Annotated in this window: 21 protein-coding genes and 3 pseudogenes; 14 read left to right on the top strand and 10 right to left on the bottom strand. The window is 40.0% G+C overall.

Features of this window, described 5'->3' with window-relative positions:
• The first annotated feature begins 254 nt into the window (after nt 1–254).
• The 10 genes and pseudogenes from PVV66_RS03615 (at nt 255) to PVV66_RS03570 (ending at nt 11257) form a co-directional block, all read left to right on the top strand.
• Nucleotides 255–1001 carry a TIR domain-containing protein gene (locus PVV66_RS03615; RefSeq protein WP_273718763.1) on the top strand — a complete coding sequence of 249 codons (747 nt, stop codon included), beginning with the start codon at nt 255–257 and terminating at the stop codon, nt 999–1001.
• Between the two features lie 951 nt (nt 1002–1952).
• A complete protein-coding gene (locus PVV66_RS03610; protein WP_273718761.1) occupies nt 1953–2318 on the top strand; it encodes a helix-turn-helix domain-containing protein in 366 nt (121 codons plus the stop codon).
• Between the two features lie 781 nt (nt 2319–3099).
• Nucleotides 3100–3468 (top strand): helix-turn-helix transcriptional regulator, encoded by a 369-nt coding sequence (locus PVV66_RS03605; RefSeq protein ID WP_273718760.1) that lies wholly within the window; start codon nt 3100–3102, stop codon nt 3466–3468.
• A gap of 387 nt (nt 3469–3855) precedes the next feature.
• Complete coding sequence (locus tag PVV66_RS03600; RefSeq protein ID WP_273718759.1) at nt 3856–4221, top strand: helix-turn-helix transcriptional regulator; 366 nt, start codon at nt 3856–3858, stop codon at nt 4219–4221.
• A 363-nt stretch (nt 4222–4584) separates the two neighbouring features.
• Nucleotides 4585–5628: a tetratricopeptide repeat protein gene (locus PVV66_RS03595; RefSeq protein ID WP_273718757.1), complete on the top strand. Its 1044-nt coding sequence runs from the start codon at nt 4585–4587 to the stop codon at nt 5626–5628.
• A gap of 1261 nt (nt 5629–6889) precedes the next feature.
• Nucleotides 6890–7254, top strand: a pseudogene (locus PVV66_RS03590) (helix-turn-helix domain-containing protein).
• Between the two features lie 661 nt (nt 7255–7915).
• On the top strand, nt 7916–8314 hold the full coding sequence (locus PVV66_RS03585; RefSeq protein ID WP_273718755.1) for a hypothetical protein: 399 nt from the start codon (nt 7916–7918) through the stop codon (nt 8312–8314).
• Nucleotides 8315–8859: 545 nt separating this feature from the next.
• Nucleotides 8860–9225: pseudogene (locus tag PVV66_RS03580) on the top strand (helix-turn-helix domain-containing protein).
• A 653-nt stretch (nt 9226–9878) separates the two neighbouring features.
• Entirely contained in the window at nt 9879–10454 is a 576-nt protein-coding gene (gene efp, locus PVV66_RS03575; protein WP_273718754.1) for an elongation factor P, read from the top strand.
• An 11-nt stretch (nt 10455–10465) separates the two neighbouring features.
• Nucleotides 10466–11257: an inositol monophosphatase family protein gene (locus tag PVV66_RS03570; RefSeq protein ID WP_273718753.1), complete on the top strand. Its 792-nt coding sequence runs from the start codon at nt 10466–10468 to the stop codon at nt 11255–11257.
• A 555-nt stretch (nt 11258–11812) separates the two neighbouring features.
• Here the strand turns inward: PVV66_RS03570 and PVV66_RS03565 are convergent.
• From PVV66_RS03565 to PVV66_RS03550, 4 genes are all read right to left on the bottom strand, one after another.
• The gene (locus PVV66_RS03565) at nt 11813–12493 is read right to left on the bottom strand and encodes a hypothetical protein (RefSeq protein WP_273718751.1); all 681 of its coding nucleotides are present in this window, start codon (nt 12491–12493) and stop codon (nt 11813–11815) included.
• Nucleotides 12418–13074, bottom strand: coding sequence for a hypothetical protein (locus tag PVV66_RS03560; protein ID WP_273718749.1), 657 nt, complete (start codon nt 13072–13074; stop codon nt 12418–12420). The genes PVV66_RS03565 and PVV66_RS03560 overlap by 76 nt, the downstream gene beginning before the upstream one ends.
• Before the next feature lie 343 nt (nt 13075–13417).
• Nucleotides 13418–13576, bottom strand: coding sequence for a hypothetical protein (locus tag PVV66_RS03555; RefSeq protein WP_273718746.1), 159 nt, complete (start codon nt 13574–13576; stop codon nt 13418–13420).
• 385 nt (nt 13577–13961) lie between these two features.
• Nucleotides 13962–15752, bottom strand: a complete 1791-nt coding sequence (locus PVV66_RS03550; protein WP_273718745.1) for an ABC transporter transmembrane domain-containing protein — start codon at nt 15750–15752, stop codon at nt 13962–13964.
• A 190-nt stretch (nt 15753–15942) separates the two neighbouring features.
• Here PVV66_RS03550 and rpmE point away from each other — a divergent pair, with 190 nt between their 5' ends.
• Both rpmE and PVV66_RS03540 read left to right on the top strand, forming a co-directional pair.
• Nucleotides 15943–16164 carry a 50S ribosomal protein L31 gene (gene rpmE, locus PVV66_RS03545; protein WP_005774581.1) on the top strand — a complete coding sequence of 74 codons (222 nt, stop codon included), beginning with the start codon at nt 15943–15945 and terminating at the stop codon, nt 16162–16164.
• Nucleotides 16165–16441: 277 nt separating this feature from the next.
• A complete protein-coding gene (locus PVV66_RS03540) occupies nt 16442–16681 on the top strand; it encodes a hypothetical protein (protein WP_404977271.1) in 240 nt (79 codons plus the stop codon).
• Between the two features lie 164 nt (nt 16682–16845).
• On the opposite strand, the gene PVV66_RS03535 is transcribed toward PVV66_RS03540, so the two are convergent.
• The 6 genes and pseudogenes from PVV66_RS03535 to tkt form a co-directional block, all read right to left on the bottom strand.
• On the bottom strand, nt 16846–17265 hold the full coding sequence (locus tag PVV66_RS03535) for a hypothetical protein (RefSeq protein WP_273718742.1): 420 nt from the start codon (nt 17263–17265) through the stop codon (nt 16846–16848).
• 680 nt (nt 17266–17945) lie between these two features.
• Nucleotides 17946–18439 (bottom strand): annotated as a pseudogene (locus tag PVV66_RS03530) (class I fructose-bisphosphate aldolase); the annotation flags it as partial.
• 177 nt (nt 18440–18616) lie between these two features.
• The gene (locus tag PVV66_RS03525) at nt 18617–19648 is read right to left on the bottom strand and encodes a class I fructose-bisphosphate aldolase (RefSeq protein WP_273718740.1); all 1032 of its coding nucleotides are present in this window, start codon (nt 19646–19648) and stop codon (nt 18617–18619) included.
• Between the two features lie 119 nt (nt 19649–19767).
• Nucleotides 19768–20961, bottom strand: coding sequence for a phosphoglycerate kinase (locus tag PVV66_RS03520; RefSeq protein WP_273718791.1), 1194 nt, complete (start codon nt 20959–20961; stop codon nt 19768–19770).
• Nucleotides 20962–21543: 582 nt separating this feature from the next.
• Complete coding sequence (gene gap, locus PVV66_RS03515) at nt 21544–22551, bottom strand: type I glyceraldehyde-3-phosphate dehydrogenase (RefSeq protein WP_273718738.1); 1008 nt, start codon at nt 22549–22551, stop codon at nt 21544–21546.
• Between the two features lie 204 nt (nt 22552–22755).
• Nucleotides 22756–24762 (bottom strand): transketolase, encoded by a 2007-nt coding sequence (gene tkt, locus PVV66_RS03510; protein ID WP_273718735.1) that lies wholly within the window; start codon nt 24760–24762, stop codon nt 22756–22758.
• 335 nt (nt 24763–25097) lie between these two features.
• Between tkt and PVV66_RS03505 the strand changes: the two genes are divergently transcribed.
• Both PVV66_RS03505 and PVV66_RS03500 read left to right on the top strand, forming a co-directional pair.
• Entirely contained in the window at nt 25098–25373 is a 276-nt protein-coding gene (locus PVV66_RS03505; protein WP_005774573.1) for a DUF4164 domain-containing protein, read from the top strand.
• Between the two features lie 12 nt (nt 25374–25385).
• Complete coding sequence (locus tag PVV66_RS03500; RefSeq protein ID WP_273718731.1) at nt 25386–25769, top strand: cell division protein ZapA; 384 nt, start codon at nt 25386–25388, stop codon at nt 25767–25769.
• Nucleotides 25770–26336 lie beyond the last annotated feature (567 nt).

The following is a 26336-nucleotide window of genomic DNA, read 5'->3' as shown; positions in this document are numbered from 1 at the left end:
CCACTATATTACTTATATAGAATACACAATAACAGATTAAAGGGGAGAAAAATGTGTTTTTCTTTCCGCAATTCTATCAAATGAGATGAAAAAGCTTGCGCTTTTTTTACATAATATATAGAGAAGAATCATCAAAACTTTCTAGTTCAATGTCTTATAAAAAGAAGCCATTATGATTGGGGAAACTCATCATTGTTGATATTGGTTAATGCATACCAACAACGAATGATGGAAATATGCAGGGGACATAAAAAATGAAATACAGAGGAACGTTTGAAGATCTTCAAAACATAGTTTGCAAGTGTGGATATAAAATTAAAGAAATTAAGTCTCTATCACTTAATTCTTCTGGAGGATATCAGATCAAAACCTGCGATGGAGGAATTATTAATTGGTATGAAAGTACAGGAACACTTAGCTTTCAAGGCAAAGAAAACACAAAACAAAAGTTGAGAGAAGATTTAGTTCAATATATAGAAACAAAATCAACGACTCCTTTTCCAAAAATTGCTTCCAATACCTCAAATAAAAAAATTTTTATCGTTCATGGTCATGACCACGTTGCCTTAGAGCAACTTGAACTTATTCTTCGCAGACTTGAGCTCGAACCATACATTTTACAAAATACTGGTGGTAATGGCTTTCCCATCATTGAAACTTTGAAAAAAGAAATTTGTAAAGGTTCTATAGGATTTGGCATTGTACTGCTAACTCCCGATGATATAGGCTATGCTATATCTGACGGTGAAACAAAAGCGCACCCCCGTGCACGACAAAATGTTATTCTCGAGATGGGAATGTTAATCTCCATACTTCCTTTTGATAAAATAGCTATTTTATACAAAGAAGGCGTTGAAATACCTTCAGATGTTAATGGAATTTACTACCTTTCTTTTGAAAAACACGTACAAGAGACATTTCCCAAACTTATTAATCGCTTAAAAGGAGCGGAGGTCCCTTTTAGTCAAGATGCCATTCCTTGTGCATTAAATTCTATGTGAATAACACTTAATCTTTAGTTTTTAAAACGCACGCCCCCATAAAACCATGACACTTCACCGCAGCCCATAAAGCCACCACGTTCTTTAAAGACAAAAAAGCTATTACGCACATATCCTTCTTCAATAGCCAAGCGATGGTGCAAATTTTAATAAAGAAACCGCTTGTAAATTCATTACCGTGGAAAAAATCATTTTAGACCTTTTGATAAGCACGGCTCTGATATCATGATTTTGGTTATCGTTTCAGAGAGATTAAAAGGCGGATAGACTCTCATTAAAAAACTATCTTTTATTGTAAATATCTCAAATTCCTTTATGAATCAAAAGGTCTCTTGGTCGCATATGCAACGATCAAGAGGGCTCTAAAGCCTGAAAACTCAAACATGAATTGACCAACTTTTTGGGTATCGCGGAATTCCGGGATATTTTGCTCTGTCCAGGGGCGATAAGCACTAAAAGCAAAAAGACTGATTAGGTTTCAGTATTTTTAGACTCCCAGAATACTATGCGAAGGCGCGCGCACTTGGCGAGGGAACAATGCAAAAACAAGCTTAATTAACGATATTTTCATTGGCAAAGAAAACACACTATATCATTTACCCGCGCAAATAATCTCCAGTAAGAAAAATAGTTATGCTTTATTACTTGCATCAAAATTACTTGCATCAAAACCACACTGCCTCTCATTAAAAACTATTTTTTATTGCCAACCTCCTGAAATTCCTTTATGAGTTAAAAAGTGTCTTGGTCGCATACGCAACGACCAATAGGGATTAAAAGCCTGAAACCTAAACATGAATTTACCCCGCTTTGCGGGTATCCCGGAATTCCGGGAGATTTTGCTATGTCCAGGTGCTTACCAGCACTAAAAGCAAAATGCTGATTTAGGTTCAGTACTTTTAACTCCCGGAATACTCATGCGAGGGCGCTCGCAACCGGCGGGAGGGTAAAATGCAAACCAACACTCTTAATATTGATCTTTTTGTCGGCAAGAAAATTCGCTTGAGACGACAAATGCTAAAGATGTCTCAAAAAGCCTTAGGGCATGCTTTAAGGATAAGCTTCCAACAAGTTCAAAAATATGAAAACGGCTTAAATCGTGTCAGCGCGGGGCGTTTAATGGAAATTTCCGATATCCTCAATGTTCCAGTTTCCTTTTTTTATGCAGATATCATCACGAAACAACAGCCTCCTTATCATCATGATGAAATCATCTCGAACACAGAAGAATACCAACTGCTCAAAAAATTTAGAGTTTTGACCACGATAAAAAAGAGAGCTATTCTACAGCTCATCTCTGATGAGAATACAAGCTAAAATCATGCGATAGCGCACACTAAGCTCTATTCAAAGTCACCCCTTTTGTGAACGCTTTATATTGCTTGCATCAAAAAACACGCTACCTTTTGCTTTACAAACCCTATACGTTAAGAAACGCTCTTTTTTATTACCATTCCCCTAAAAATTACTTTATGAATTGAGGGATGTTTTGATTTCATACACAACAGTAAGGAGAGCTCTAAAGCTTTAAATCTAAACATGAATTGATCCCGCTTTGCGGGTATCCCGGAATTCCGGGAGCTTTTGCTATGTCCACGTGCTTACCAGCACTAAAAGCAAAATGCTGATTCGAGTTCAGTGTTTTTAACTCCCGGAATACGCATAAGGGGGCGCTCGCAACCGGCGGGGACAATGCAAACCAACAAGCTTAATTAACGGCATTTTCATTGACAAAGAAAACACACTATATCATTTACCCGCGCAAACAATCTCCAATAAGAAAAATAGTTATGCTTTATTACTTGCATCAAAATCACACGGCCTCTCATTAAAAACTATTTTTTATTGCCAACCTCCTGAAACTACTTTATGAATTAAAAGATGTTTTGGTCGCATACGCAACGACCAAAAGGGGCCTTGAAAACCCTAAGTTCTAGCGTAAAGATGAACCCACTTTGTGGGTATCCCGGAATTCCGGGAGTTTTTGCTATGTCCAGGTGTGTTTCCGCACTAAAAGCAAAAAGGCTGACTAGAACTCAGTATTTTCAAGCTCCCGGAATACTTATGCGAGGGCGCTCGCAACCGGCGGGAGAGTAAAATGCAAACCAACAATCTTAATATTGATCTTCTGGTCGGCAAAAGAATTCGCTTGAGACGAAAAAGGCTCAAAATGTCTCAAACAACTTTAGGAGATGCTTTAGGCGTCAGTTTCCAACAAGTTCAAAAATATGAAAACGGCTTAAATCGTGTCAGCGCGGGGCGTTTAATGGAAATTTCTGATATCCTCAATGTTCCGGTTTCCTTTTTTTATGCGGATATCGCCACCGAACAACATGCACCCTACCCTCACGACGAAGCCATCTCGAACACTGAAGAATACCTGCTGCTTAAAAGATTTAGAACGCTCACTTCGATAAAACAAAGAGCCATTTTACAATTACTCTCTGAACCCAATGAAAGCTTTTAATATCATGTGAATACAATAGGCTTTATTCATCAGAAGTTATCCATATTTAAGGATATCTCCCTCTTCAATATGGACGCTTTTTCATTGCACCAAACCACACACTCTTTCATAAAATAAAACAATCTTCATTTTTATTGCCAATCTTCTCAAATTACTTTATGAATGAAAGGGTATTTTTGATCGTATACGCAACGATCAACGGGGATTAAAAACCCTAAGGTCCGATACATAAAAATGAACCCACTGATGTGGGGGTCCCGGAATTCCGGGAGATTTTGCTATGTCCAGGTGCTTACCAGCACTAAAAGCAAAATGCTGATTCGGACTCAGTGTTTTTAACTCCCGGAATACTCATGCGAGGGCGCTCGCAACCGGCGGGAGGGTGAAATGCAAACCAACAATCTTAATATTGATCTTCTGGTCGGCAAAAGAATTCGCTTGAGACGAAAAAGGCTCAAAATGTCTCAAACAACTTTAGGAGATGCTTTAGGCGTCAGTTTCCAACAAATTCAAAAATATGAAAACGGCTTAAATCGTGTCAGAGCGGGGCGTTTAATGGAAATTTCTGATATCCTCAATGTTCCGATTTCCTTTTTTTATGCAGATATCATCACGAAACAACAGCCTCCTTATCATCATGATGAAATCATCTCCAGCACAGAAGAATACCAACTGCTCAAAAAATTTAGAGTTTTGACCACGATAAAAAAGAGAGCCATTTTGCAGTTACTCTCTGATGAGAATGCAAGCTAAAATCATGCAATAGAATGCAACACGCTCTCTATAATATGACACGCACTCTAGAGCCCACAGACCTCTCTTTATCAACATTCCATGTTCTTCATAACCAATTCCCCCGCTCTTCATCAACAATTCAGTTACGTATTCGTAAAAGGATAGCCTCATCATAGACGCTTTTTTATTTTAAAGTGATGGATATTTATTAAGAATAGCACTGTTTAAAATAGTCTGTTTCTTATCAACGTTGATGCTATTTTTATAAAGGTGCCTAAACCTCCCTTAACGGAAATAAAAAATAAGAGAGCAATGGGATTCGGCTTGTAATGATGAAAAAAAAATGTGAAAATTCTGTTTGGTAATGAGGAGGAGAAATCGATGATCAAAAGAAGTGTTCAACTGCTTATCCTAGGTATGATGGGACTTGCAAGTTCTGTTGTAAATTCTGCTGGAAACACTGATGAACTCTCAGATTTTGAACACTCTTTTAATACGATTCAAGAATCTTCAAACCCAGAAGAACCTTTTCAGCCCTTAAAAGCTGGAGACTATGACCAAGCTTATGACTATTACATTCAAGGCTATTATTTAAAAGCTTTTCGTGAAGCCCTCCGCCGTGCTGAAAAAAATGATCCTTTTGCGCAAACGCTTCTTGCCCGAATTTATATGGAAGGATGCGCTGTTCCTGTTGACGGGGCGCGAGCTGCTTTATGGTTTGAACGCGCAGCAAAACAAGGGGAACCCCAAGCCCAACTCCGCTATGGACTTATGTTGTTTGATGGTAATTTTGTAAAACAAAATCAAGAACTTGGTGAACAATTTATTCGAAAATCTGTCAACGCAGGTGTCAAAGAAGCCTATTTTTATTATGGACAACTTCTTCTTTATAAAGCTTCACAGGAAAAACAAACTCTCCCCGGCGTTTCTTCTCAAAGCAGTGAAAATGAAGCCATCGAGCAAGCTTTAAAATGGCACTTAAAAGGCACTGCTCTTGGGGATGCAGAAGCTGCTTTTGCAGCGGCAAAAATTCTTTCCTTAGGCACTTTAAATCGACCAAAGGATGAGCGTAATGCCCGCAAACTGCTGGAAGTTGCAGCTCAAAACAACCACTTAAAAGCGCAACTTCATTTAGCACAATGGCTTATACAGGGACGTGGAGGAGAAAAAGATTTTGACCGTGCTTTTCATTTGCTGCTTCACAATGCCACCCACATGGTCCCCCCAGCACAAATTTCCCTTGCAAGACTTTATCGAGACGGCATCGGAACAAAAGGCGATACGATCATGGCAGCAGCATGGTATCTGCTTGCAAAGGAGGCAAAAATGCAAGCCCCAGATCTTGAAATAATGCTCCAAGGTATGGACAACACACAACGAGAAAAGGCGCAAAAAGAAGCCATAAAGCTCCTTCCTGTTTTTTAAAAAGCACTTAACAAGCTTAAATTTTTCTTGGCACAAATTTCTCTCAGAAAGGCTTTATCAAAAGAATAAACAAAATGATGCTTCAAGAAATAGAAGGCAGCAGACACAAAAACAACGCCATATTCTATACCAACAACACCATGCTCTATGCCTGCTAAAGCTGGCAAAAAGCCCCTGATCTTGAAAGAATGCTCCTCCCTTTTTATTTCATGCTCCTGTCCTCTTTACTTCATGCCCCTTCTTTACTTCATAAAAATGCAAACACGCACCATCATAGGCTTTCCTAATCCTCAATATTGTAGAAGCCTTTAATCTTTTAGAAAATTCATGAAATACATTTTTATTTCTTTATCAATTATTTTGCTCCACAAAATATCGGCTTGTAACGTGTAAGAAAATGCTCTTAACTGCTTCACCGTAAGAAGTTTAAAATGGGATAGTCGTACAATATTCAAGCATACAACATTTAAAATAGTAAACTATCATTTAAATCAGTATGTTATACAGCATTTTACGGTATAGACACATACGAATGAGAAAAAGCATGCAAAAAAGCAATAAAACACATTTTTATTTTTATAAAAACGCTTGAGAGAAATGCTATTCTTTGCTTCAAAGAGATAAAGTTGATAGAAATTCCGGGAGATTTTGCTCTGTCCAGGGGCGATAAGCACTAAAAGCAAAAAGCTGATTCGAGGTCAGTATTTTTGACTCCCGGAATACGCATAAAAAGGCGCTCGCAACCGGCAAGGGAACAATGCAAAAGGGGTCTTTATAACGTCATTTTCATTGGCAAGAAAACGCATTGGCAAGAAAAATTCATAAGAATGAAAACATACTGTATCATTTGTTTTTAAAGCAAGCATTATCCAATAAACATAAAAAACGATACTATCCGCGCACCGTAAAATATGATCCTCATGCTACAGAAAAATCATAGGATCAAAATAGTTATACTTCTTTTCAATTGCATGAGAAAAACACCACTTCTCATTAAAAAAGCTGTTTTTTATTGCCAATTTGCTGAAATTCCTTTATGAGTTGAAAGGTGTTTTGGTCGCCTACGCAACGACCAAGAGGGCCTTGAAAACCCGAAACCTACGCGTAAATCTGTCCCACTTTGTGGGTATCCCGGAATTCCGGGAGTTTTTGCTATGTCCAGGTGCTTACCAGCACTAAAAGCAAAAAAGGCTGATTAGGTTTCAGTATTTTCAAGCTCCCGGAATACTCATGCGAGGGCGCTCGCAACCGGCGGGGAGCAATGCAATCTCAAAATCTTAATATTGATCTTTTGGTTGGCAAAAAAATTTGCTTGAGACGGCAAATGCTTAAAATGTCTCAAACAACTTTAGGGCACGCTTTAGGTATAAGCTTTCAACAAATTCAAAAATACGAAAAAGGCTTAAATCGTGTCAGCGCGGGGCGTTTAATGCAAATTTCCGATATCCTTAATGTCCCAGTTTCCTTTTTTATGCGGATATCATGCCAAAACAACATGCCCTCTCCCCTCACGATGAAGTCATCTCCAGCACAGAGGAATATCTGTTGCTCAAAAGATTTAGAACGCTCACTTCGATAAAACAAAGAGCCATTCTACAGCTTATCATGGATGAAAACGCAAGCTAATATCAATAGGGCGCACCATGCGCTATTCTTGACTTGCCTTACACATCTTCAACGGAAAGAAGCCCCTTCACGATCTTGTTGGCAAACAATCCGGATTCTCAGAACGCAACTCATTGCGCTTCCCATTTCATAGGGTTTATTACACACGATTGTCCGAACAAGCTCCCCCTCACATATTCATCACGCATTCTCATAAAAACATCACATATACAAAATTTTATGTCTTACAGCACGACGCCTCAACCGATAGCATTTTACAGCAAACAATGTAAGTATTCATGCATATTTTTAAAAAGTAGCCCTCAAAAAGTAATGTTTGAAAATTTATTTGGTCAACCTAAACCCGCACCTAACGCATCATTTTATAATGGCGATAGAGAACATAATCTTAACATGAAAGCGCAAAACAATATTTTTTTATCACAATCACCAAAAGCAGCCGTTTATTTAAAATAGACACCGCCAAAAGCACATGAAACAGCCTTAAATTAAAACTGGAACCATTATTCATTGATAAATTACCGCTTGATTTGAAGCCGATACGTTGTAGTATAGCTATAAGCGAAGTTGCTCTTATTTCTGGAATAGAAGCTTCGCAGGAGAGCCTATAAGGTATAGAATTACTGACAATAAGATGTAGAATTAAAAGAGGGGAATAACAATGTTAAAATATTTATTGCTGTCACCGGTTGTGGTGATGGCTGGTTGTGCGTCTGTAGGCAGTTATTCATCAAATTATGTTGATCAAAGTCTTACAAAGCGTCAGGCACAATTAGTTGCTAACAAATTTATTAGCGGTAACAAAGGGATTTTACCACCAGCTACAACCACACTTCTTATAAAGAAAAATAATACAGTAGACAGCTTTACGCCTTTATTTATCAATCTGTTGCAACGGAATGGATATAATGTGATCTATACAGATCAACCTCAAAAACAACAAAACATGGGTGTGAATTTGAGTTATAGAATAAGATTAAATAGTAGCACTATAGTATCTCTTTTTCAGTATAATGTGAACGGAGAACCACGTGCTTATATAAATACTCAGCCCAAATGAACCCGCTCTTTGAATATGGGCATTCTCTCTATTTTAAATGTAAAGACTTAAAAGTTTTTGCGAAAGGCAAAGAGATTTGCATCTCAATAAAGAACCTTGTTTTTTAGCGAGAATAGATAAATTTTATCACATCTTGTAACGATACAAGTGCTCCACACCTCAGCAAAATAAGCTATCCGCTTGTAAAATATTATTCTCAAAATATGGAAAGATCAGAGGATCAGAAGAGCGCTGCCTTCTTTTTGATTGCGTAAGAAAAACACAGCGCCTCTCGTTTAAAAAGCTGTTTTTTTATTGCCAATCTGCTGAAATTACTTTATGAATAAGAAGGTGTTTTGGTCGCATACGCAACGACCAATAGGGATTCAAAAACCCGAAAACTCGTACATTAATTTGTCCCACTTTGTGGGTATCCCGGAATTCCGGGAGTTTTTGCTATGTCCAGGTGCTTACCAGCACTAAAAGCAAAAAAGCTGATTCGAGTTCAGTATTTTTGACTCCCGGAATACTCATGCGAGGGCGCTCGCAACCGGCGGGAGGGTAAAATGCAATCTCAAAATCTTAATATTGATCTTTTTGTTGGCAAGAAAATTCGCTTGAGACGACAAATGCTAAAAATGTCTCAAACAACTTTAGGGCATGCTTTAGGTATAAGCTTTCAACAAATTCAAAAATACGAAAAAGGCTTAAATCGTGTCAGCGCGGGGCGTTTAATGCAAATTTCCGATATTTTGAATGTTCCGATTTCCTTTTTTTATGCCGATATCATCACAAAATAACAGCCTCCATACCATCACGATGAAGTCATCTCAAACACAGAGGAATACCTGTTGCTCAAAAGGTTTAGAACGCTTACCTCGATAAAACAAAGAGCCATTCTACAGCTCATCATGGATGAGAATGCAAGCTAACCTTACGTAATTGTGCACCACATTCTCTATAACGCGATACGCGCTATAAGGTGCTACACGCTCTGTTCTTAACAGACCTCATACACCTTAAGGGACACAAGTCCCTTCCCGACCCAATTTCTCAGCAATCCGGATTCTCAGAACGCAACTCATTGCGCTTCCCATTTCATGGTGTTTATTCAACAAAATTATCCGGACAAGCTCCCCCTTCTCATATTCATCACGCATTCTCATAAAAAACACCTCATGGTTTTACAGAACCTCTATCATTAATCTCAATAATATTTTACGATACAATGAAATAAAATTTCCCAAAAACCCCAAAAAAGTTTCCCAAAAGTCTCAAAAAATTTTGCACAAATTTTTAAAAAGCTTGCGTCTTGGCACTTTTTATGGTCTTGCAAAGAGTTGAGAAGCAAAAATACATCAAGGTCCTTTTGTCCTTAAGCTTTTCTCTTTGCAAAAACCATGCGCAAAGGGAGTTTGAGCGAAAATAATAAAGAGCACACAGGGAACCATGAGAAAGTCGCAAGACGAACAAAGGAATTTGAGCCCCAAAATAACAAAAGCGCTCACTGTTAAAGGCAGCAAAGAAAAGCGCCATAAAGGCAACACGAGAGCTCTTTTTGCAAAAATAGAATTGGATAGAAACGATGAAAATTAATGGCAATGAAATTCGTCCTGGTAATGTGATAGAGCATCAAGGAAGCTTGTGGGTTGCAGTGAAATGTAATGCCGTTAAACCAGGAAAAGGTGGTGCATTTAATCAAGTTGAACTAAAAAATTTACTGGATGGGACAAAACTGAATGAACGCTTTCGTGCCGCAGAGACGGTTGAGCGCGTCCGCCTTGAACAAAAGGATTTCACCTTTCTTTATCAACAAGGAGATGCTTTAGTCTTTATGGATTCAGAGTCGTATGAACAACTTGAACTTCAAAAGGATTTTGTTGGTGAACGTGCTGCTTTCTTGCAAGATGGAATGACTGTCACAGTTGAACTTTATCAAGAAAAGCCTATCGGCATCTCACTTCCTGATCAAGTTGCTGTCACGATTTTGGAAGCTGATCCGGCTCTCAAAGGACAAACGGTCACCGCTTCTTATAAACCTGCCATTCTTGAAAACGGGATTCGTATTCTTGTTCCTCCTTTTATGAATGCCGGTGAGCGTATCATTGTCGACACCAACGAATTGATTTATTTGCGTCGTGCAAATGAAAAAGATAAATAAAGGAATAAAAAATGGCCCATTCTGCAATCATGAATGTCATGGTGCAAGCTGCCATGAAAGCAGGACGCTCGTTGGTGCGTGATTACGGTGAAGTGCAAAATTTGCAAGTGTCCCTAAAAGGGCCAGCCGATTACGTCAGCCAAGCCGATCGCAAAGCGGAAAAAATTATTTTCAACGAATTAAGCAAAGCACGCCCCAAATTTGGTTTTCTGATGGAAGAGTCTGAGGAAATCATTGGAGAAGATTCGCAACATCGTTTTATTGTTGACCCTTTAGATGGCACCACAAATTTTCTCCATGGCATTCCTTTTTTTGCTATTTCCATTGCTTTAGAAAGCCAAGGTAAAATTGTTGCGGGTGTCATTTACAACCCCGTGAATGATGAACTTTTTACCGCAGAACGGGGCAGTGGTGCTTTTTTCAATGACCGGCGCTGTCGCGTTTCTGCGCGGAAAAGATTAGAAGATTGTGTCATTGCCACAGGCATGCCTCATTTTGGACGCCCAGGTCATGGAACCTATCTTATTGAATTGCGCAATGTGATGATGGAAGTTGCTGGACTTCGCCGTTTTGGTGCTGCGGCTCTTGATTTAGCCTATGTTGCTGCTGGAAGAATTGATGGCTATTGGGAAGACAACCTGCAAATTTGGGATATGGCTGCTGGAATATTGATGGTTCGCGAAGCCGGAGGTTTTGTCACCGATAAAGAAGGCGGTGATGATATCTTCCGCAAAAAAAACATCATCGCCGGCAATGAACACATCCGCACCAAGTTAGAAAAAACCCTCAAAAAAGGCATTTAGTCCTCACATTAAGCTCTCAAAAGGACGTCTTTTCAAAAGGCAATACGAGCCCCCTCTGAATACTCTCATCACGCAACCTATCTCATCAAATTACACAATATGATGAAAATGATGAAAAAATTCGGAAAATTGTGATGAGAAAGCCTACAGAACTTCGCTTGTCTTGACACTGCTGCTCTTGATTGAGCTTATCCGCTAGTCGAGCCGAGAACTTTTGGAAAGACAACCCGCAAATTTGCAATAGAACACCCCGCATACAAATAGTTCACAAAACCATCACCAACGATCAAGCCCTTATACCCCCTTAAAGATATAATGACAGCTTAGCCAATATTATTGACGCTGCTGTTCTCCTCAGTTCCCCTGCAAACAAACCAGAAAACAAAAATCACCATCACAACAAAACGCTCTCAAAAACAATAAATACACCTGCTGCAAAAACCTACCCTACCCTTCTTAAGAGGTCACCTTACACTGCCGAAAAAAGATTGCCTCCAAAAGCCTACCTCTGCTCTCCCATAAGAACTGTCACATATGCCTCTCATTTTTTTACCCTCATTCCAAATACTGTATCAAATACGCATGAGACTTATGAAAATGCACATTTTTGTTCTCGAGAATTGCTTCCTGTATTTCATTCACGAATTGTTTTTGATCTTTTTCGATAGCCTCTTCCAATTTCTTTACCCTCTCCTCACCGAAGATAGCTTTTAATTTTGTTTGTCTGGTAAGCTGCTCCCAAAAAATCAACCGGTTATCGCATTTCTCATTTGATGATTTCATCCATTCTTTAATGCCTAATTTATAAGCTTCTTCAAATGTCGGTATCTTTTCATTAAGGACTACTAGGTCTTTTTTCTCTTCTTTATCTCTCTTTCTACAAGCCTTCATTGCCTTTTCAACCGTGGAGTAACGACAATCCTTATCAAAGGCCATATATCCTTCTTTCACCGTATCAATAAGCATCTTATAGTAAATAAAAGTCTCTCTCGCCGCCTTATAATCACTGGAAATATCATACAATAATGATAAAAGTTCTCTTTTACAAACGCATAGTACATCACAGTCACCAGGCATGGTCCCAAATCCTTGCAGTATCTTTTTTAGCGTTTCATATTCTGTATATTTAGGTATATCTTCAAACCAAATTTCCATAGATGCTAAGTCACGATAGAGCCCTGAAGCCTTATCTTGTAGTTGTTGTTCATATTCAGCTTTAAGCATATCATCAACCACATATAAACACCAATGAAGCGACAGCATTGTATGTTTATATCGTTTTTTTTCGTGAGTGGATCTAAAAACTTTTGCAAAATGATCCCATTCTTTCTCATCAATCGCACAACTTTAGGATAAGTTTCCTTAAAAATTGGACGCTTCATTAATTCATTTATTCTTTCGATGTGCTCAGCAGTAAATTCCACTTCCATCGCCTTTTCATAGAGAAAAAACGTATCTGCATATCCTTGAGCACAAATATCTCGTATCATTGGATGCTGCTGTTCTTTAGATTCAGAAATGTGCCCAGGATTTTTTATCTCCAGTATATCCCTTTCCCAATGTCTTACTTCTTCATCCCATTGCTTAATCCATTCTTTCGGTATTCTTCGAGTTTTTTGAAAAAGCCTTTGTTCCCATTGTGTAATAATATTTTCATATATCGCGCACTCTCGATCTTTCAGCTGCAGTAATTTCTCACATTGCTCAAGCTGTTCACTTAATTGCTTTTTTTGATAATTTGCTAACCAAAGACTACAGATTATGCCCCCTGCTATGATTATTCCTACTATAACTATGAAAGTATCGTGATCACCCATCCTCGCTCCTTTTTCTCCTCACCGACATTTCACACAGCTCTCTCACCGACTTCCCGATATTATATCATTATGTGTAAATGTGATTCACGGGCTGCTACATATTCTATTTTAATAAAATTAGCATACAAAATATAGATACTCACATTGATAAATACAAACAATTCGTATTTTAATTATACTGCTCTTGTGCTTTATACGCTTTAAAGAAAAGCCTTTTAAAACCTCACAATACATGATCTATGAAATATGGGAAAAAATACTAAAAATCTTAACACAAAAAACATGGCTGCGTGCTCTCTTAGCTCTGTTTTGTAAAATCGATAAAAAGCATCTCTCAGCCCATTTATCGGCTCTTTTTCCATAAGCCAGCATCATCACACACTTTGCCACCCTCCAATGTTGCTACAGCCCTTAAAACTTGAGAGGATTCATAAGAAGCATTGTTCTTTCTCAAGTGTTTTACGCCATACAGACTTCCCCGCTTGATATATGTAAGAGACATGATTTTGATTGGTTCACCATACATAGGTTTGAAATAAGAAAATCCTATGATTTTAGAAGCTCTCATCCAACGAATAAAACAATGAATTATCATTATAAATCAACGTGAAAGTGCTGTTATAAAGAGAGCTCTCCCCTTTAATTCATAGAGATTAAGTGGGCATCATTTTATATTCTACATAAAGAAAGCGTTTTTTATAAAAAATGCTCCATCTCAAGCAGAGAAAAAAATAGCTAAAATTCAAGAAGGAAACGCCTCAATTTTTGCCCCTCTTTTTTATCTTAACGCTTGCCTCTCATTTTCCCCATGAGCTCTTAATTTGATAATCCTCTGCTTGTAAAGCATGGTATTCACCCCCCATGGGCTACTCTTTCATCAAGAGCCCTTATTCGGGTGAAAATTGCAATTTTGCCAGATAAGCATAAACGCCATTTTTCGCCACAAGTTCGGCATGGGTTCCCTCTTCCACAAGAGCGCCTTTATCCATCACGAGAATACGATCCGCTTTTAAAATTGTTGCCAAACGGTGCGCAATCACCAATGTCGTACGGTTTTGCATCAAGCCTTCTAAAGCATCTTGCACAAGTTTTTCACTGTTTGCATCTAAGGCAGATGTTGCTTCATCCAGCAGCAAGAGCGGTGCATTTCTTAAAATCGCCCGTGCAATACCGATACGCTGCTTTTGCCCCCCAGAAAGCATGGTCCCACGTTCTCCAACTTGTGTATCCAAGCCATCAGGAAAAGTTTCAATAAATTCAAAGGCATTGGCTGCTTTAGCGGCCGCAATAATTTCCTCTTCCATAGCATTTTCAGACCCAAAAACAATATTATCGCGCAATGTACCATCAAAAATAGCAATATCTTGCGGAACATAAGAGATTGCACCACGTAAATCTTGCAGAGAAAGGCGATCAATTTCCAGACCATCTAGCCGAATTTTTCCACTTGTTGGGTCATAAAAACGCAGGATTAAAGAAAAAAGTGTGCTTTTCCCCGCCCCTGAAGCACCGACAAAAGCAACTGTTTCACCGGCTTTGATAGAAAAGGAAAGCGAGCGTAAAATCTTCTCTTGTGGTCGAGAAGGATAGGTAAAATCAACATGATCAAAAACAAGTTCACCTCGAACCGGTTTTGCCAAAGAGACAGGATCTTTTGGCGCTAAAATCATAGGCTGTTCTTGCAACAATTCAGCCAATCGTTCAGCTGCGCCTGCGGCTTGAATGAGTTCTGCCCCCAGTTCTGATAATTGCGCAAAGGTTGAGGCTCCAAAAACGGCATAAAGGACAAATTGCCCTAATGTCCCCCCTGTCATCGTTCCATTCAAAACATCCCGCGATCCAATCCACAAAACAGCAACCACACTGCTAAAAACCAAAAAAATTGCAAAACCAGTAAAAAAGGAACGCAAAATTACAGAAGCCCGTGCTGTCTGAAAAGCGCGTTCTATCAACTGTGAAAAACGTGTCGCAACAAGTTTTTCAGCAGTAAAAGCTTGCACCGTGCGAATAGCACTGACCTGTTCTGTTGCAACAGCATTAGCATCGGCGACACGATCTTGCGCCGCGCGTGTGCGTGTACGAACCTTGCGTCCAAAAGCCACCAATGGAAGTGCAACAAAGGGGATAGCAAGCAGCACCAATGCGGATAATTTGGCATTGGTGATCACCATCATCACAATTGCGCCGATCACCACAATCAGATGACGCAAAGCCGTAGAGGCGGTTGAGCCAACGGCTAATTTTATTTGTGTTGTATCAGTAAGGAGCCTTGAGACAAGTTCACCAGAATGAGATTTATCAAAAAAAGCAGGCGAAAGTTTCATAATATGAACAAACACATCACGGCGTAAATCGGCAACAATCCGTTCTCCTAAAGTGATGACACAATAATAACGGCAAGCCGAAGCAAGTGCCAACAGTAAAGCTAAAGCGAATAAAATAAAGAAATAAAAATTGATATAACCATGGCTTGAAGTGGAAAAACCATGATCAAACATTTTGCCGATGGCAACAGGTAACGCCAGTGTGACAAGGGCCGCAACAGACAAAGCAACAAAGGCAAAGATAAACAACCACCGATAACGCACAAGATAAGGGACGAAAGTTGCAAGCGAAGACAATGAAGATTTTTTTGCTGAAGAATTTGCAGATTTTTCTGAATGATTGAGGAGATTCATAAGGTTTCGCTCACTATATTGAATGATTTATAACACGTGACACAATGATGTATCTTGAACACTTGTTTTTTAATGCGTGCTCAGCTATAGGAATAAATACTTTAATCAATGTATCAAAAAGACAAAGGAAGCGCACTTAAAAAAATAGAGTAAGTGTTCTTTCATTCTATAAACGCAAAAGGTTTGACGCATGAAAGCGAATATTCATCCTAACTATCACAAAATTACCGTTGTTATGACGGATGGAACTCAATATACAACGCGCTCCACTTGGGGAAAAGAGGGGGATACCCTTAATCTAGATATTGATCCAAGAACGCATCCAGCATGGACAGGTGGGTCCCAAACACTTGTAGACCGTGGCGGTCGCCTTTCTAAGTTCAAAAATCGTTTTGGTAATATTGGTATGTAAAAACCTCATCTTCGTGAGGTACAAAGATTTTAAACAAAACGATTGCCTCATTAAGCGATGAGGCTTTTTGTGCTGTAATAGAGTGCACTTTAAAGAGTGATTTAAAAACGCATCCAACAGAAATAGATAGATCTGAAGCACTTATAAAGTGTGATGGTTGCGTTTTTGAATTCAAAGGTCATTTTGAAATGATCAGCATAAGCCCCTTTCTCATGGGGCACAAAAATTTCAAATAAAATGATTGCAGACCATTCATCTTTTTTGAACTGAAAATGCTATGGAAGAAGAAATTCTTGCCGCTGCTAAAGCGGCAAATGCACTTGAATGTATTCAAGTTTTATCCCATGGTTTGGAAACACAAGTAGCAGAACGTGGGACCATGCTTTCTGGGGGAACAAAAGCAGCGCATTGGTATGGCTCGGGTGATTGTAAGAAAGGCACAGAGCTTTCCTCTTATATCGTGATTTCAAAGCCACGTGAAAAAGACAAAACAAGCTGTTTTTGTATCTTAGGGTAAAAACGCTGTTAAGCGTCCCGTAAGGATTGTCTTGATCTTAAGAATAAAAGCTTATTAATTCCTTCATTAAATGCAAATCTGATGTCATGTTTTGGAGAGCGATTATTAAGAATTTCAGAAGCTGTCCGCCTCCCATTTTAATTTGTGTGCAAACAAAGTGCGCTCTATTTATTCAAAGAGAGTAAGTTCATACCCTTCAGGTGCCAAACGTAATAAGAGAGCGTCGTACCCCACATAGCATACAGAGAGCAAACAGAAAAAACCCCTTCACCAATTGCTAAGAGTAATGTGAGCGATATCCCAGCTTCATCGGCTGTTGCTTCGTGGCGTTGTAAGAGGTATCCGAAAAAAAAGAAAAAGCACGCGAGTCCACTCGCACCCGCAATGAAGCTTAGTGCGATATGAACCAGTCCACGCATTTGGAACATGATAAGAAAAATTGTAAAAATAAACAGTCTAAATATCCCAGCTAATATTATACGTATTATATTGAATACTTTACGTATTATAATTGAAGGAATACTCTTTTTTGCATCTGGATTTTTCTCTTGGATATTGTCCTTGTTAGCAGATATGCCGTTCACGACTCCCCCCTCTATTCTTCAGCCGCGCTACTGTAAGTCTTATAAGAATGCGTCATTTTCCATTATAGCATCACAAATACAAGAAAAATTTATTCATTTTAACAAAAAAACATGCATTTTATTGAGATGCCAATCCATTTTTGTTAGCAAAAGCAACTAAATCCGCTCGTTAATAAAAAGACACCCCCTTGAAGAAGAAGCTATCCTGATGCAAAAAAGCTTCATAAGCTGTATGTCTAATCCAATCAGAAATCACAACTCTTCAATCGACCCGCTTACCCAACCTTTGAGACTGCACTCAAATGGATTGTGCTGATGACAAGCAATAATAACATGAAAAAGAAGGAATATCACAATATCAAACTCTTCTTAAGATAGTACCAACTTTATGATTTTCACTTCAAAAAACAAGACTCCACCTCACGAACCACAACACAACGAAGATATTGTACATTCATAAGTTTCCTTTAAAGCACTATCTCCCCTTCCTACAATCACACCTCTCCCGCAATCTTATCTCTCGATGGCAACCTATAAAGACTTTTAAAATATCCAAAAAGAAAACGCTCTGAGAAACCTTTCAAGCCTAAAAGGGTCCTCGCCATTTTTATCACAATGAGAACATCCCAAATCACCCAGAAACATGCAAAATCTCCCCGCATTGAGGCATAGCTTGTGCTTCAAGCGCTCATTTTCTCCTGCTCTTTTGTCCATTGTCCTAAAGCCGCAAGATGGTTCATCCGCGCACGATGACAAAATGCCTTTTGTGCAACAGCAATATTTTCATCTTTTCCAGCCCATACTTTTAAAGCAGCCGCTTGCAATGCACGTCGATTAAGAAAAGGTCAATTTCCAAAGCAATGTGCCCAAAGAATTCATGGCTGATAAATGCGCCGTTGCTTCCTGATCTGACTGCCCGTAAGACAAGAAAAGCAATTCCTGGAACAGCAGAAGGGACAGTTTGTTTAAGCATATGGACAGTCTTTTCAGCCACCTCTTCAACACCAGCCTTGCGCGCATCCTTGCCATCAATCACCATATTGGGTTTTAAAATCATCCCCTCTAAAACAACACGGGCTTCAAATAATTCTTTAAAGACAGTCTGTAAAACAGCGCCTGTCACCTCAAAGCAACGTGCAATGGAATGCCCGCACGACGGTCCATCCATTAGCACTATCCATTCAGAAGTCAGCATACCCCAATCCCGAAATTGCAAAAAAATCTGTATTCTTTATCAAGGAGCATGGGCCATGCAAAAACTTGTGCATTTTGATTGCCCTTCCTGCCAAGCAAAGCGTTTGCATCAAGGACAATCACCGGCCCCCTTATGGGAATTCAAGTCTATGGCAATTCAAGCACTCACCTTTTCTTGGCTCTTTGTCCATTGTCCTAAAGCCGCAAGATGGTTCATCTGCGCACGGTGATGAAATGCTTTTTGTGCAACAGCAATATTTTCATCTTTTCCAGCCCATGCTTTTAAAGCAGCCGCTTGCAAAGCACGTCCATAGGAAAAGGTCAATTTCCAAGGCAATGCGCCCAAAGAATTCATGGCTGATAAATGCGCCGTTGCTTCCTGATCTGACTGCCCACCAGAGAGAAAAGCAATTCCTGGAACAGCAGAAGGGACAGTTTGTTTAAGCACATGGACAGTCTTTTCAGCCACCTCTTCAACACCAGCCTTGCGCGCATCCTTGCCATCAATCACCATATTGGGTTTTAAAATCATCCCCTCTAAAACAACACGGGCTTCAAATAATTCTTTAAAGACAGTTGTCAAAACAGCGCCTGTCACCTCAAAGCAACGTGCAATGGAATGCTGACACGACGGTCCATCCATCAGCACTTCCGGCTCCACAATCGGCACAATATTGAGTTCCTGACATAAAGCAGCATAACGTGCGAGGGCTTGTGCATTTTGATTAATGGCGCCTCTTGTTGGCAAAGTATCTGCATTAATGGCAATCACCGCCCGCCACTTAGCAAAACGCGCGCCCAAAGCATAATAGTCTTTTAACCGTTCACGAAGACCATCCAACCCTTCGGTAATTGTCTCTTGGGGAAAAGCAGCTAAGGGTTTCGCACCCGTATCAACTTTAATTCCTGGTAATGCGCCTGCATCACGAATAAGATCCGTCAACATTTGCCCTGTTGATGCTTTTTGTCGAATGGTTTCATCAAATAAAATGACTCCCGAGATAGCTTTTTCCATAGCTTCTTTTGCACTAAAAAGCATTTCACGATAAGCACGGCGCCTATCTTCATTGGATTCAACACCAATGCTTGTAAAACGCTTTCCAATGGTCGCCGTACTTTCATCTGCCGCCAAAATACCTTTACCCGCCTGCACAAGAGAAAGTGCAATATCTTCAAGCCGTTCAGTCATAAAAAATTCCTCTTTATTTTCTCTATTTCGTCTTAAAATTTTCCAAAAGTGTGCAATACGCTTAAACTCACCTTATAGGAACGACACACAGCTTTAAAGCTGCTTTTCAAATAATCCCTCTAAGGCTGCATAAGGGCAAGAATTCCAGGCAGAACCTTCCCTTCCATCCATTCCAAAAAAGCCCCTCCAGCAGTTGAGAGATAAGTAAAATCATTGGCAACACCAGCATGATTAAGGGCAAAAACCGTATCGCCTCCTCCCGCAATTGAAACCAATTTGCCCATCAGACTGCGTTCTGCGGCATGGCGTGCAACGGCAATTGTCCCTTTATCAAAAGGAGACATCTCAAAAACACCAAGGGGGCCATTCCACACAAGGGTAGCAGCCTTATCTATCACGCTATTGATATGCGCAATAGAGCGCGTCCCAATATCCAATATCATGCCATCTTCAGGAATATCGCCAATATCATAAAGACGATGTGGAGCATCTTTTTCAAAGCGAAATCCAACGACAGCATCCACAGGAAGCAGAAGTGTACAGTGACACTCTTGCGCTTTTTTAATGATTTTTTTGACCGTTTCCATCAATGTGTGTTCACACAGTGACTTTCCCACATGGATACCTTGCGCAGCTAAAAAACTGTTGGCCATCCCTCCCCCAATCACCAAGGTGTCGACTTTTTCTACCAAATGATTAAGAACAAAAAGCTTACTGGAAACTTTTGCCCCTCCCACAATGGCAACGACAGGATGCATTGGATTTCCAAGTCCTTTTTCTAAGGCCTGCAACTCACCTTGCAGCGATCGCCCCGCATAAGAGGGCAACAAATGCGTTATTCCCTCCACCGAAGCATGGGCACGATGAGAAACCGAAAAAGCATCATTGACATAAAGATCCCCATTATGGGCCAAAGCTTCGGCAAAAGAACAATCATTCTTTTCCTCACCGGCATAAAAACGAACATTTTCGAGTAGTAAAACACCCCCGTTTTGCAATGCCTCCACCGCCACCTGCACCACCGAGCCAATACAGTCCGGAGCAAAAGCAACCAGCTGATTGATAATCTTTTCCAGCACTGGTACAACAGGGCGGAGTGAAAATTCCGGCTCTACCTTTCCTTTGGGGCGACCACAATGAGAAAGCAGAATAAGCTTAGCACCACGCTTTTGCAGCTCAACGAGTGTCTCTTTATGGCGTACAAGACGCGTCTCGTCACAAACTTTTCCCAGTGCCATAGGAACATTAAAATCCACGCGCACAAGAACACGTTTGCCCAAAACATCAACATCATCAAGCGTACGAAACACCATCACTGTTTCCTCTTCACTTTCCATTGTTTCAAATAAAAACGCATCAAACAAACCTGCTTAATTTTCTTTCCTCTAAAATCTCTTCTTTGCTTTTGTATGCCCCTACTTTACTTGTGTATGCCACACCTTTACTTTTTCATAAAAGAAATTCACGACAAATCACTCTTCTCTCACTATCAGCCTGAAAATCCAAAGCTTCCATCATCAAGTGTACAAAAGCCTCTCATTGTTCTTAATTTTCATAATCCATTGTTGCAGACAAATGCATTGGCTCAATTTTATTTCTACTAAAACGCCCCTTTACTTTTATGCAAAATAGTTTACGTCTTTTATTTTCTGACGTTTTTTCAAACGTTGTCTCGTTCAGATGTTTCTTTTTCAAAGTTTACTCTTTCAAGCGGCTTTTAAAAGCATATATTGGCTTGCACTTTAAAAAATACCATCACTCTTTAACAGCATCTTCTCTCTAGCGCATAAAAACAACAACTTTTCTCTATTTTTCTCAAAAGAATGCGCCTTAATTTGTACAAAAACGAGGCTTTTTCCTATAAAAAGAGGACCCGAAGGTCCTTCTTAGAGTATTTACATTGTCTTGGCAAAAGCCACCGCCGTATCACTCATACGGTTAGAAAAGCCCCATTCATTATCATACCAAACCAGAACACGACAGAGTTTACCATCAATCACTTTGGTTTGATCATTGTGAAAAATCGCTGAATGCGGATTATGATTAAAATCACAACTCACTAGCTTTTCTTGCGTAGTATCTAAAATGCCCTTGAGTGAACCTCGTGCAGCAGTTGCAATAGCCGTATTAATTTCTTCAATTGTTGTGGAACGCTTAGCAGTAAATGTCAAATCTACCACAGAAACATTAGGGGTTGGAACACGAATCGATACCCCATCAAGCAATCCCTTTAATTCTGGCAAAACCAATCCCACAGCTTTTGCTGCCCCGGTTGAGGTAGGAATCATCGAAAGAGCGGCCGCACGCGCCCGATAAAGATCACGATGCATGGTATCCAACACAGGTTGATCACCGGTATAAGAATGGATTGTTGTCATAAATCCATTTTCAATGCCCACCGTGTTGTGCAAAACTTGTGCAACAGGCGCCAAACAATTGGTTGTACAAGAAGCATTTGAAACAACGCGATGTTCTCCGCTTAAAGACTGATGATTAACCCCATAGACAACCGTCAGATCTGCGCCTTCTGAAGGTGCGGAAACCAGAACACGCCTTGCCCCTGCATCCAAATGAGCCTTTGCTTTATCCCGCGCCGTAAAAATGCCCGTACACTCCAACGCGATATCGATATCCAGATCTTTCCAAGGCAATTGTGCAGGATCACGCTCTGCGCATACCTTTATTAAACCACCCCCCACATCAATGGCGTCCCCCACCACTTTAACGTCTCCAGGAAAACGCCCATGAACTGAATCATAGCGCAACAAATGGGCATTTGTTTCCACCGATCCCAAATCATTAATTGCGACGACTTCAATATCTTTTCGTCCACTTTCTACCAGCGCCCGTAAAATATTGCGTCCAATACGACCAAACCCATTAATTGCAACACGAACTGTCATTTCACATGTTTCCTCATTTAATTTTTTAAAGCACAACATTTAAAACACAACAAATGGGCATTTTCCAATCCCAAACCATGAATTCCCAAGACGTTAAGACCTTGATCAATCAAACACTTATCCACAATAATACACAACACTATCCACAACAGTGCACAAAATATGATGCCCTATAAGCACCTCCACTGATGACAACGCAAGCTGTCATTTTGTTTTTTCTTCTTTGATCTTTTCCAGCTCTCCTTCAGCGGTAGCAACGACATTTTCCCAAGTAATACCAAAATGTTCATAAAGGGCATCAATTGTCCCACTTGCCCCAAAGCCCTCCATACCAATAAACACACCATCACAGCCAATAAAACGGTCCCATCCTTGGGCAATGGCCGCTTCAATGGCGATTTTAATCGGAGCATCTCCAATAAGAGCCCGTTGATAGGAACAAGACTGTTGAGAAAAGAGCTCAAAACAAGGCACAGAAACCACACGTGTTGGGATGCCTTTTTCTTCTAAGACTTCATGTGCTTTGACCGCAATTTGCAATTCCGAACCGGAAGCAAACAGTGTCACTTGCGCCTCATCACTGGCCGTTAACAATTCATAAGCCCCAAGCATACAGAGATTTTCTTCTTCATATTCTTGACGCAGCAGCGGCAAATTTTGTCGGCTCAAAGCCAAGGTGGAAGGCGTCCCGCGTGCTTTCAAAGCCAATTGCCAACACTCGACTGTCTCCATAGCATCAGCAGGGCGGAACACAAGATGATTAGGCATAGCGCGTAAGCAAGCTAAATGTTCTACGGGCTGATGGGTCGGACCATCTTCTCCAAGCCCGATAGAATCATGGGTCATGACATAAATCACCCGCAATCCCATAAGAGAAGACAAACGCATCGCAGGACGCATATAGTCAGAAAAGCATAAAAACGTTCCCCCATAAGGAATAAAGCCCCCATGAAGAGCAAGCCCATTCATTATAGCACCCATGGCATGTTCACGAATGCCATAATGGACATAGCGTCCTGAAAAATCATTCGCAGAGATACTTTTCATCTGACTGCTTTTTGTATTATTAGAACCCGTTAAATCAGCAGACCCACCAATAGTCTCACCAACAACTTCATTGATCACTTCAAGAGCCATTTCCGAAGCTTTACGCGTAGCAACAACAGGAGACTCTTCAACAAGTTTCTGTTTATAAGCATCGACAGCTCCATCAAATCCACCCACGAGATCACCACGCATCAATCGTTCAAATTCCACCCGTTCTGAGACAGGAAGATTGCTCAATTTTTCTTCCCACTTTTGTCGCCTTTTAGCAGCATTAAGGCCTGCTAAGCGCCAATTATCGAGAATATCGGCTGGAATAACGAAAGGCTCCGCCTCCCACCCCAAGGCGATACGGGTCTCAGCAATTTCTCGCACACCTAAAGGTGATCCATGAACTTTATTGGTTCCAGCTTTACTAGGTGCTCCAAAACCTATCATTGTTTTACAAGCGATTAAAGTTGGTTTATCAGAATTTTTCGCCTCCTCAATGGCATGTGCAATTGCTGTTTGGCTATGTCCATCGACTTTGAGTGTATTCCAACCAGATGCCTTAAAACGCGCACTCTGATCTGTGCTATCGGCAAGAGAAATTTCTCCATCGATAGAGATATTATTATCATCCCACAACACGATAAGCTTGTGGAGTTTTAAATGCCCTGCCAAGGAAATTGCTTCTTGCGAAATCCCTTCCATCAGGCATCCATCCCCTACCAACGCGTAAGTATAATGGTTGACAAGATCACCAAAACGGGCATTTTGCAGACGTTCTGCAAGAGCCATCCCCACAGCATTAGCCAACCCTTGTCCGAGAGGTCCCGTCGTTGTTTCAATTCCTGCCGCATGCCCATATTCTGGATGCCCCGCAAGCTTTGCCCCTAATTGGCGAAAATTTTTAAGATCCTCAATACCGATATCTTCATAACCAGAAAGATACAGCAGAGCATAAAGCAACATAGATCCATGTCCTGCTGATAAGACGAAACGATCACGGTTAGGCCAACGAGGATTTTTAGGATCATGAGCAAGGAATTGTGTATAAAGAACCGTAGCAATATCGGCTGCTCCCATTGGCAAACCGGGATGACCAGAATTCGCTTTTTCAATCGCATCAATAGCAAGAAAACGGATAGCATTGGCCATCTGATTCTGTTGGAGGGTATTTGTCATGAATAATCGACCATTTCGTTAAATACGTTATTTTGTTGCTTTTTCCGTATTCTCTTAAAATTCCTTAAGAAAACTATTTTTTAACCATCAGCGTGAGACTTTTTGTCACCACTTCAATAACATTAATAATACATTCCCCTCACGCATCCTGTATATCCATGTCATTTATGCCAACACGCGCAAAAAATCCAGCTTTTAATTTATATCTCACCCCTGCTTTGCTTGCTAAAATATCCTACATACTTAAAAATAAAACACACACAATATAAGAATGTAAGTGATTCGTTTTTGCATAACGCATTGATAAAGGATACAATTACCCAAAGGACAAAAGCATGAACCAAGAGACTACGGTTCTACAAGATGCTCTAGAACACCTAGAAAAAGCACTTAGGACCTTAGAGATCACTATAATAAACCGCAACGCCGTTATTGATAAAAATAACGAATGGGAAGAAGAAATTCAACGAATGAATGCTGACCGCAGCCATCTTGCCCAAGCGCTTGACAAAGCTGAAGCCCAAATTGAACGCTTAGAATCTGTTAACAAAGAAGTTTCCAAACGTCTTATTAAAGCAATGGAAACGATTCGTGTCGTCATTGATAGATAAAGGTTTGAATGTATGGAAACAGTTTCCGTTACCATTGATGGTAAAAATTATCGCATGGCTTGTAATAAAGGACAAGAGCGTCATCTTATTGCGCTTGCCGCTCAATTGGATCAATATATCACCCATTTAAAGAAAAATTTTGGTGAAATTGGTGATCATCGTTTATCGGTAATGGCGGGCATCATGATTATTGATGAAATGGAAGAAATAAAACGAGAAAATAAAAAGTTACAAGAAGACTACGATGCTCTTTTAAGACTTCACCATGAAAAGGAGCACACCATGGGAAAAATCATGCGTGATACCACACAACGCATTGAAAAGCTCACCAATCAATTACTCAAAGATGATCAAAACAGCACGAACATTCAAGAACAAGAACAGGAAGACTTCTAAACACACATCAGCTCCATGAATAAACTTGCGATTTGACTTGCCTTCTACGCCTCATAGGATAAAAATTCTTAAATCACCCCCATAAACAGTCTGATTTCTTATCGAACGAGGATTCCAATGACTGATCACGCATAGCACGCATGAAATTGACTTAAAGCCCGATCAAAAAGCCCATCCTTGAATATTTTGCTGACACACAAACACGTCATATATCAAAGAGGTCGCCTTATATCATCATGCTTCCAATAAGGGATCTCGCACAACAAACGACCAAAACCAACATCCATCATTCTCAAAAAAAATCACAGTGATGATCAATCCAACAAAGCATAAAGCAAACGGCTTTTACATAAAAACGACGCACGAAAAGCATATTTTTAAAAACACATTCACCCATCACTTTATTCTCATGCCTGACCTTCATGACTTTTTGAGACACATAATTTGATTCAATTCTATTTGCAAAAATTTCACCCACGCATAAAAGCTTAAAAGTGAGAAAAATTTTAAAGCTCTCATTCAAACAGCAAAAGAATGAATTGTCATGATCAATGAATATCCCGCTCG

The organism is Bartonella sp. AU16XJBT, from assembly GCF_028618665.1.
In the GTDB taxonomy this organism is placed as follows: domain Bacteria; phylum Pseudomonadota; class Alphaproteobacteria; order Rhizobiales; family Rhizobiaceae; genus Bartonella.
The sequence above is the reverse complement of the archived record's forward strand: the minus strand, read 5'-3'. Positions and strand labels throughout refer to the sequence as shown.

Coding starts and splice junctions, on each gene's coding strand:
- PVV66_RS03615 (WP_273718763.1), top strand. CDS start 255: ATGAAATACAGAGGAACGTTTGAAGATCTTCAAAACATAGTTTGCAAG.
- PVV66_RS03610 (WP_273718761.1), top strand. CDS start 1,953: ATGCAAACCAACACTCTTAATATTGATCTTTTTGTCGGCAAGAAAATT.
- PVV66_RS03605 (WP_273718760.1), top strand. CDS start 3,100: ATGCAAACCAACAATCTTAATATTGATCTTCTGGTCGGCAAAAGAATT.
- PVV66_RS03600 (WP_273718759.1), top strand. CDS start 3,856: ATGCAAACCAACAATCTTAATATTGATCTTCTGGTCGGCAAAAGAATT.
- PVV66_RS03595 (WP_273718757.1), top strand. CDS start 4,585: ATGATCAAAAGAAGTGTTCAACTGCTTATCCTAGGTATGATGGGACTT.
- PVV66_RS03585 (WP_273718755.1), top strand. CDS start 7,916: ATGTTAAAATATTTATTGCTGTCACCGGTTGTGGTGATGGCTGGTTGT.
- efp (WP_273718754.1), top strand. CDS start 9,879: ATGAAAATTAATGGCAATGAAATTCGTCCTGGTAATGTGATAGAGCAT.
- PVV66_RS03570 (WP_273718753.1), top strand. CDS start 10,466: ATGGCCCATTCTGCAATCATGAATGTCATGGTGCAAGCTGCCATGAAA.
- PVV66_RS03560 (WP_273718749.1), bottom strand. CDS start 13,074: ATGGGTGATCACGATACTTTCATAGTTATAGTAGGAATAATCATAGCA.
- PVV66_RS03555 (WP_273718746.1), bottom strand. CDS start 13,576: ATGTCTCTTACATATATCAAGCGGGGAAGTCTGTATGGCGTAAAACAC.
- PVV66_RS03550 (WP_273718745.1), bottom strand. CDS start 15,752: ATGAATCTCCTCAATCATTCAGAAAAATCTGCAAATTCTTCAGCAAAA.
- rpmE (WP_005774581.1), top strand. CDS start 15,943: ATGAAAGCGAATATTCATCCTAACTATCACAAAATTACCGTTGTTATG.
- PVV66_RS03540 (WP_404977271.1), top strand. CDS start 16,442: ATGGAAGAAGAAATTCTTGCCGCTGCTAAAGCGGCAAATGCACTTGAA.
- PVV66_RS03525 (WP_273718740.1), bottom strand. CDS start 19,648: ATGACTGAACGGCTTGAAGATATTGCACTTTCTCTTGTGCAGGCGGGT.
- PVV66_RS03520 (WP_273718791.1), bottom strand. CDS start 20,961: ATGGTGTTTCGTACGCTTGATGATGTTGATGTTTTGGGCAAACGTGTT.
- gap (WP_273718738.1), bottom strand. CDS start 22,551: ATGACAGTTCGTGTTGCAATTAATGGGTTTGGTCGTATTGGACGCAAT.
- tkt (WP_273718735.1), bottom strand. CDS start 24,762: ATGACAAATACCCTCCAACAGAATCAGATGGCCAATGCTATCCGTTTT.
- PVV66_RS03505 (WP_005774573.1), top strand. CDS start 25,098: ATGAACCAAGAGACTACGGTTCTACAAGATGCTCTAGAACACCTAGAA.
- PVV66_RS03500 (WP_273718731.1), top strand. CDS start 25,386: ATGGAAACAGTTTCCGTTACCATTGATGGTAAAAATTATCGCATGGCT.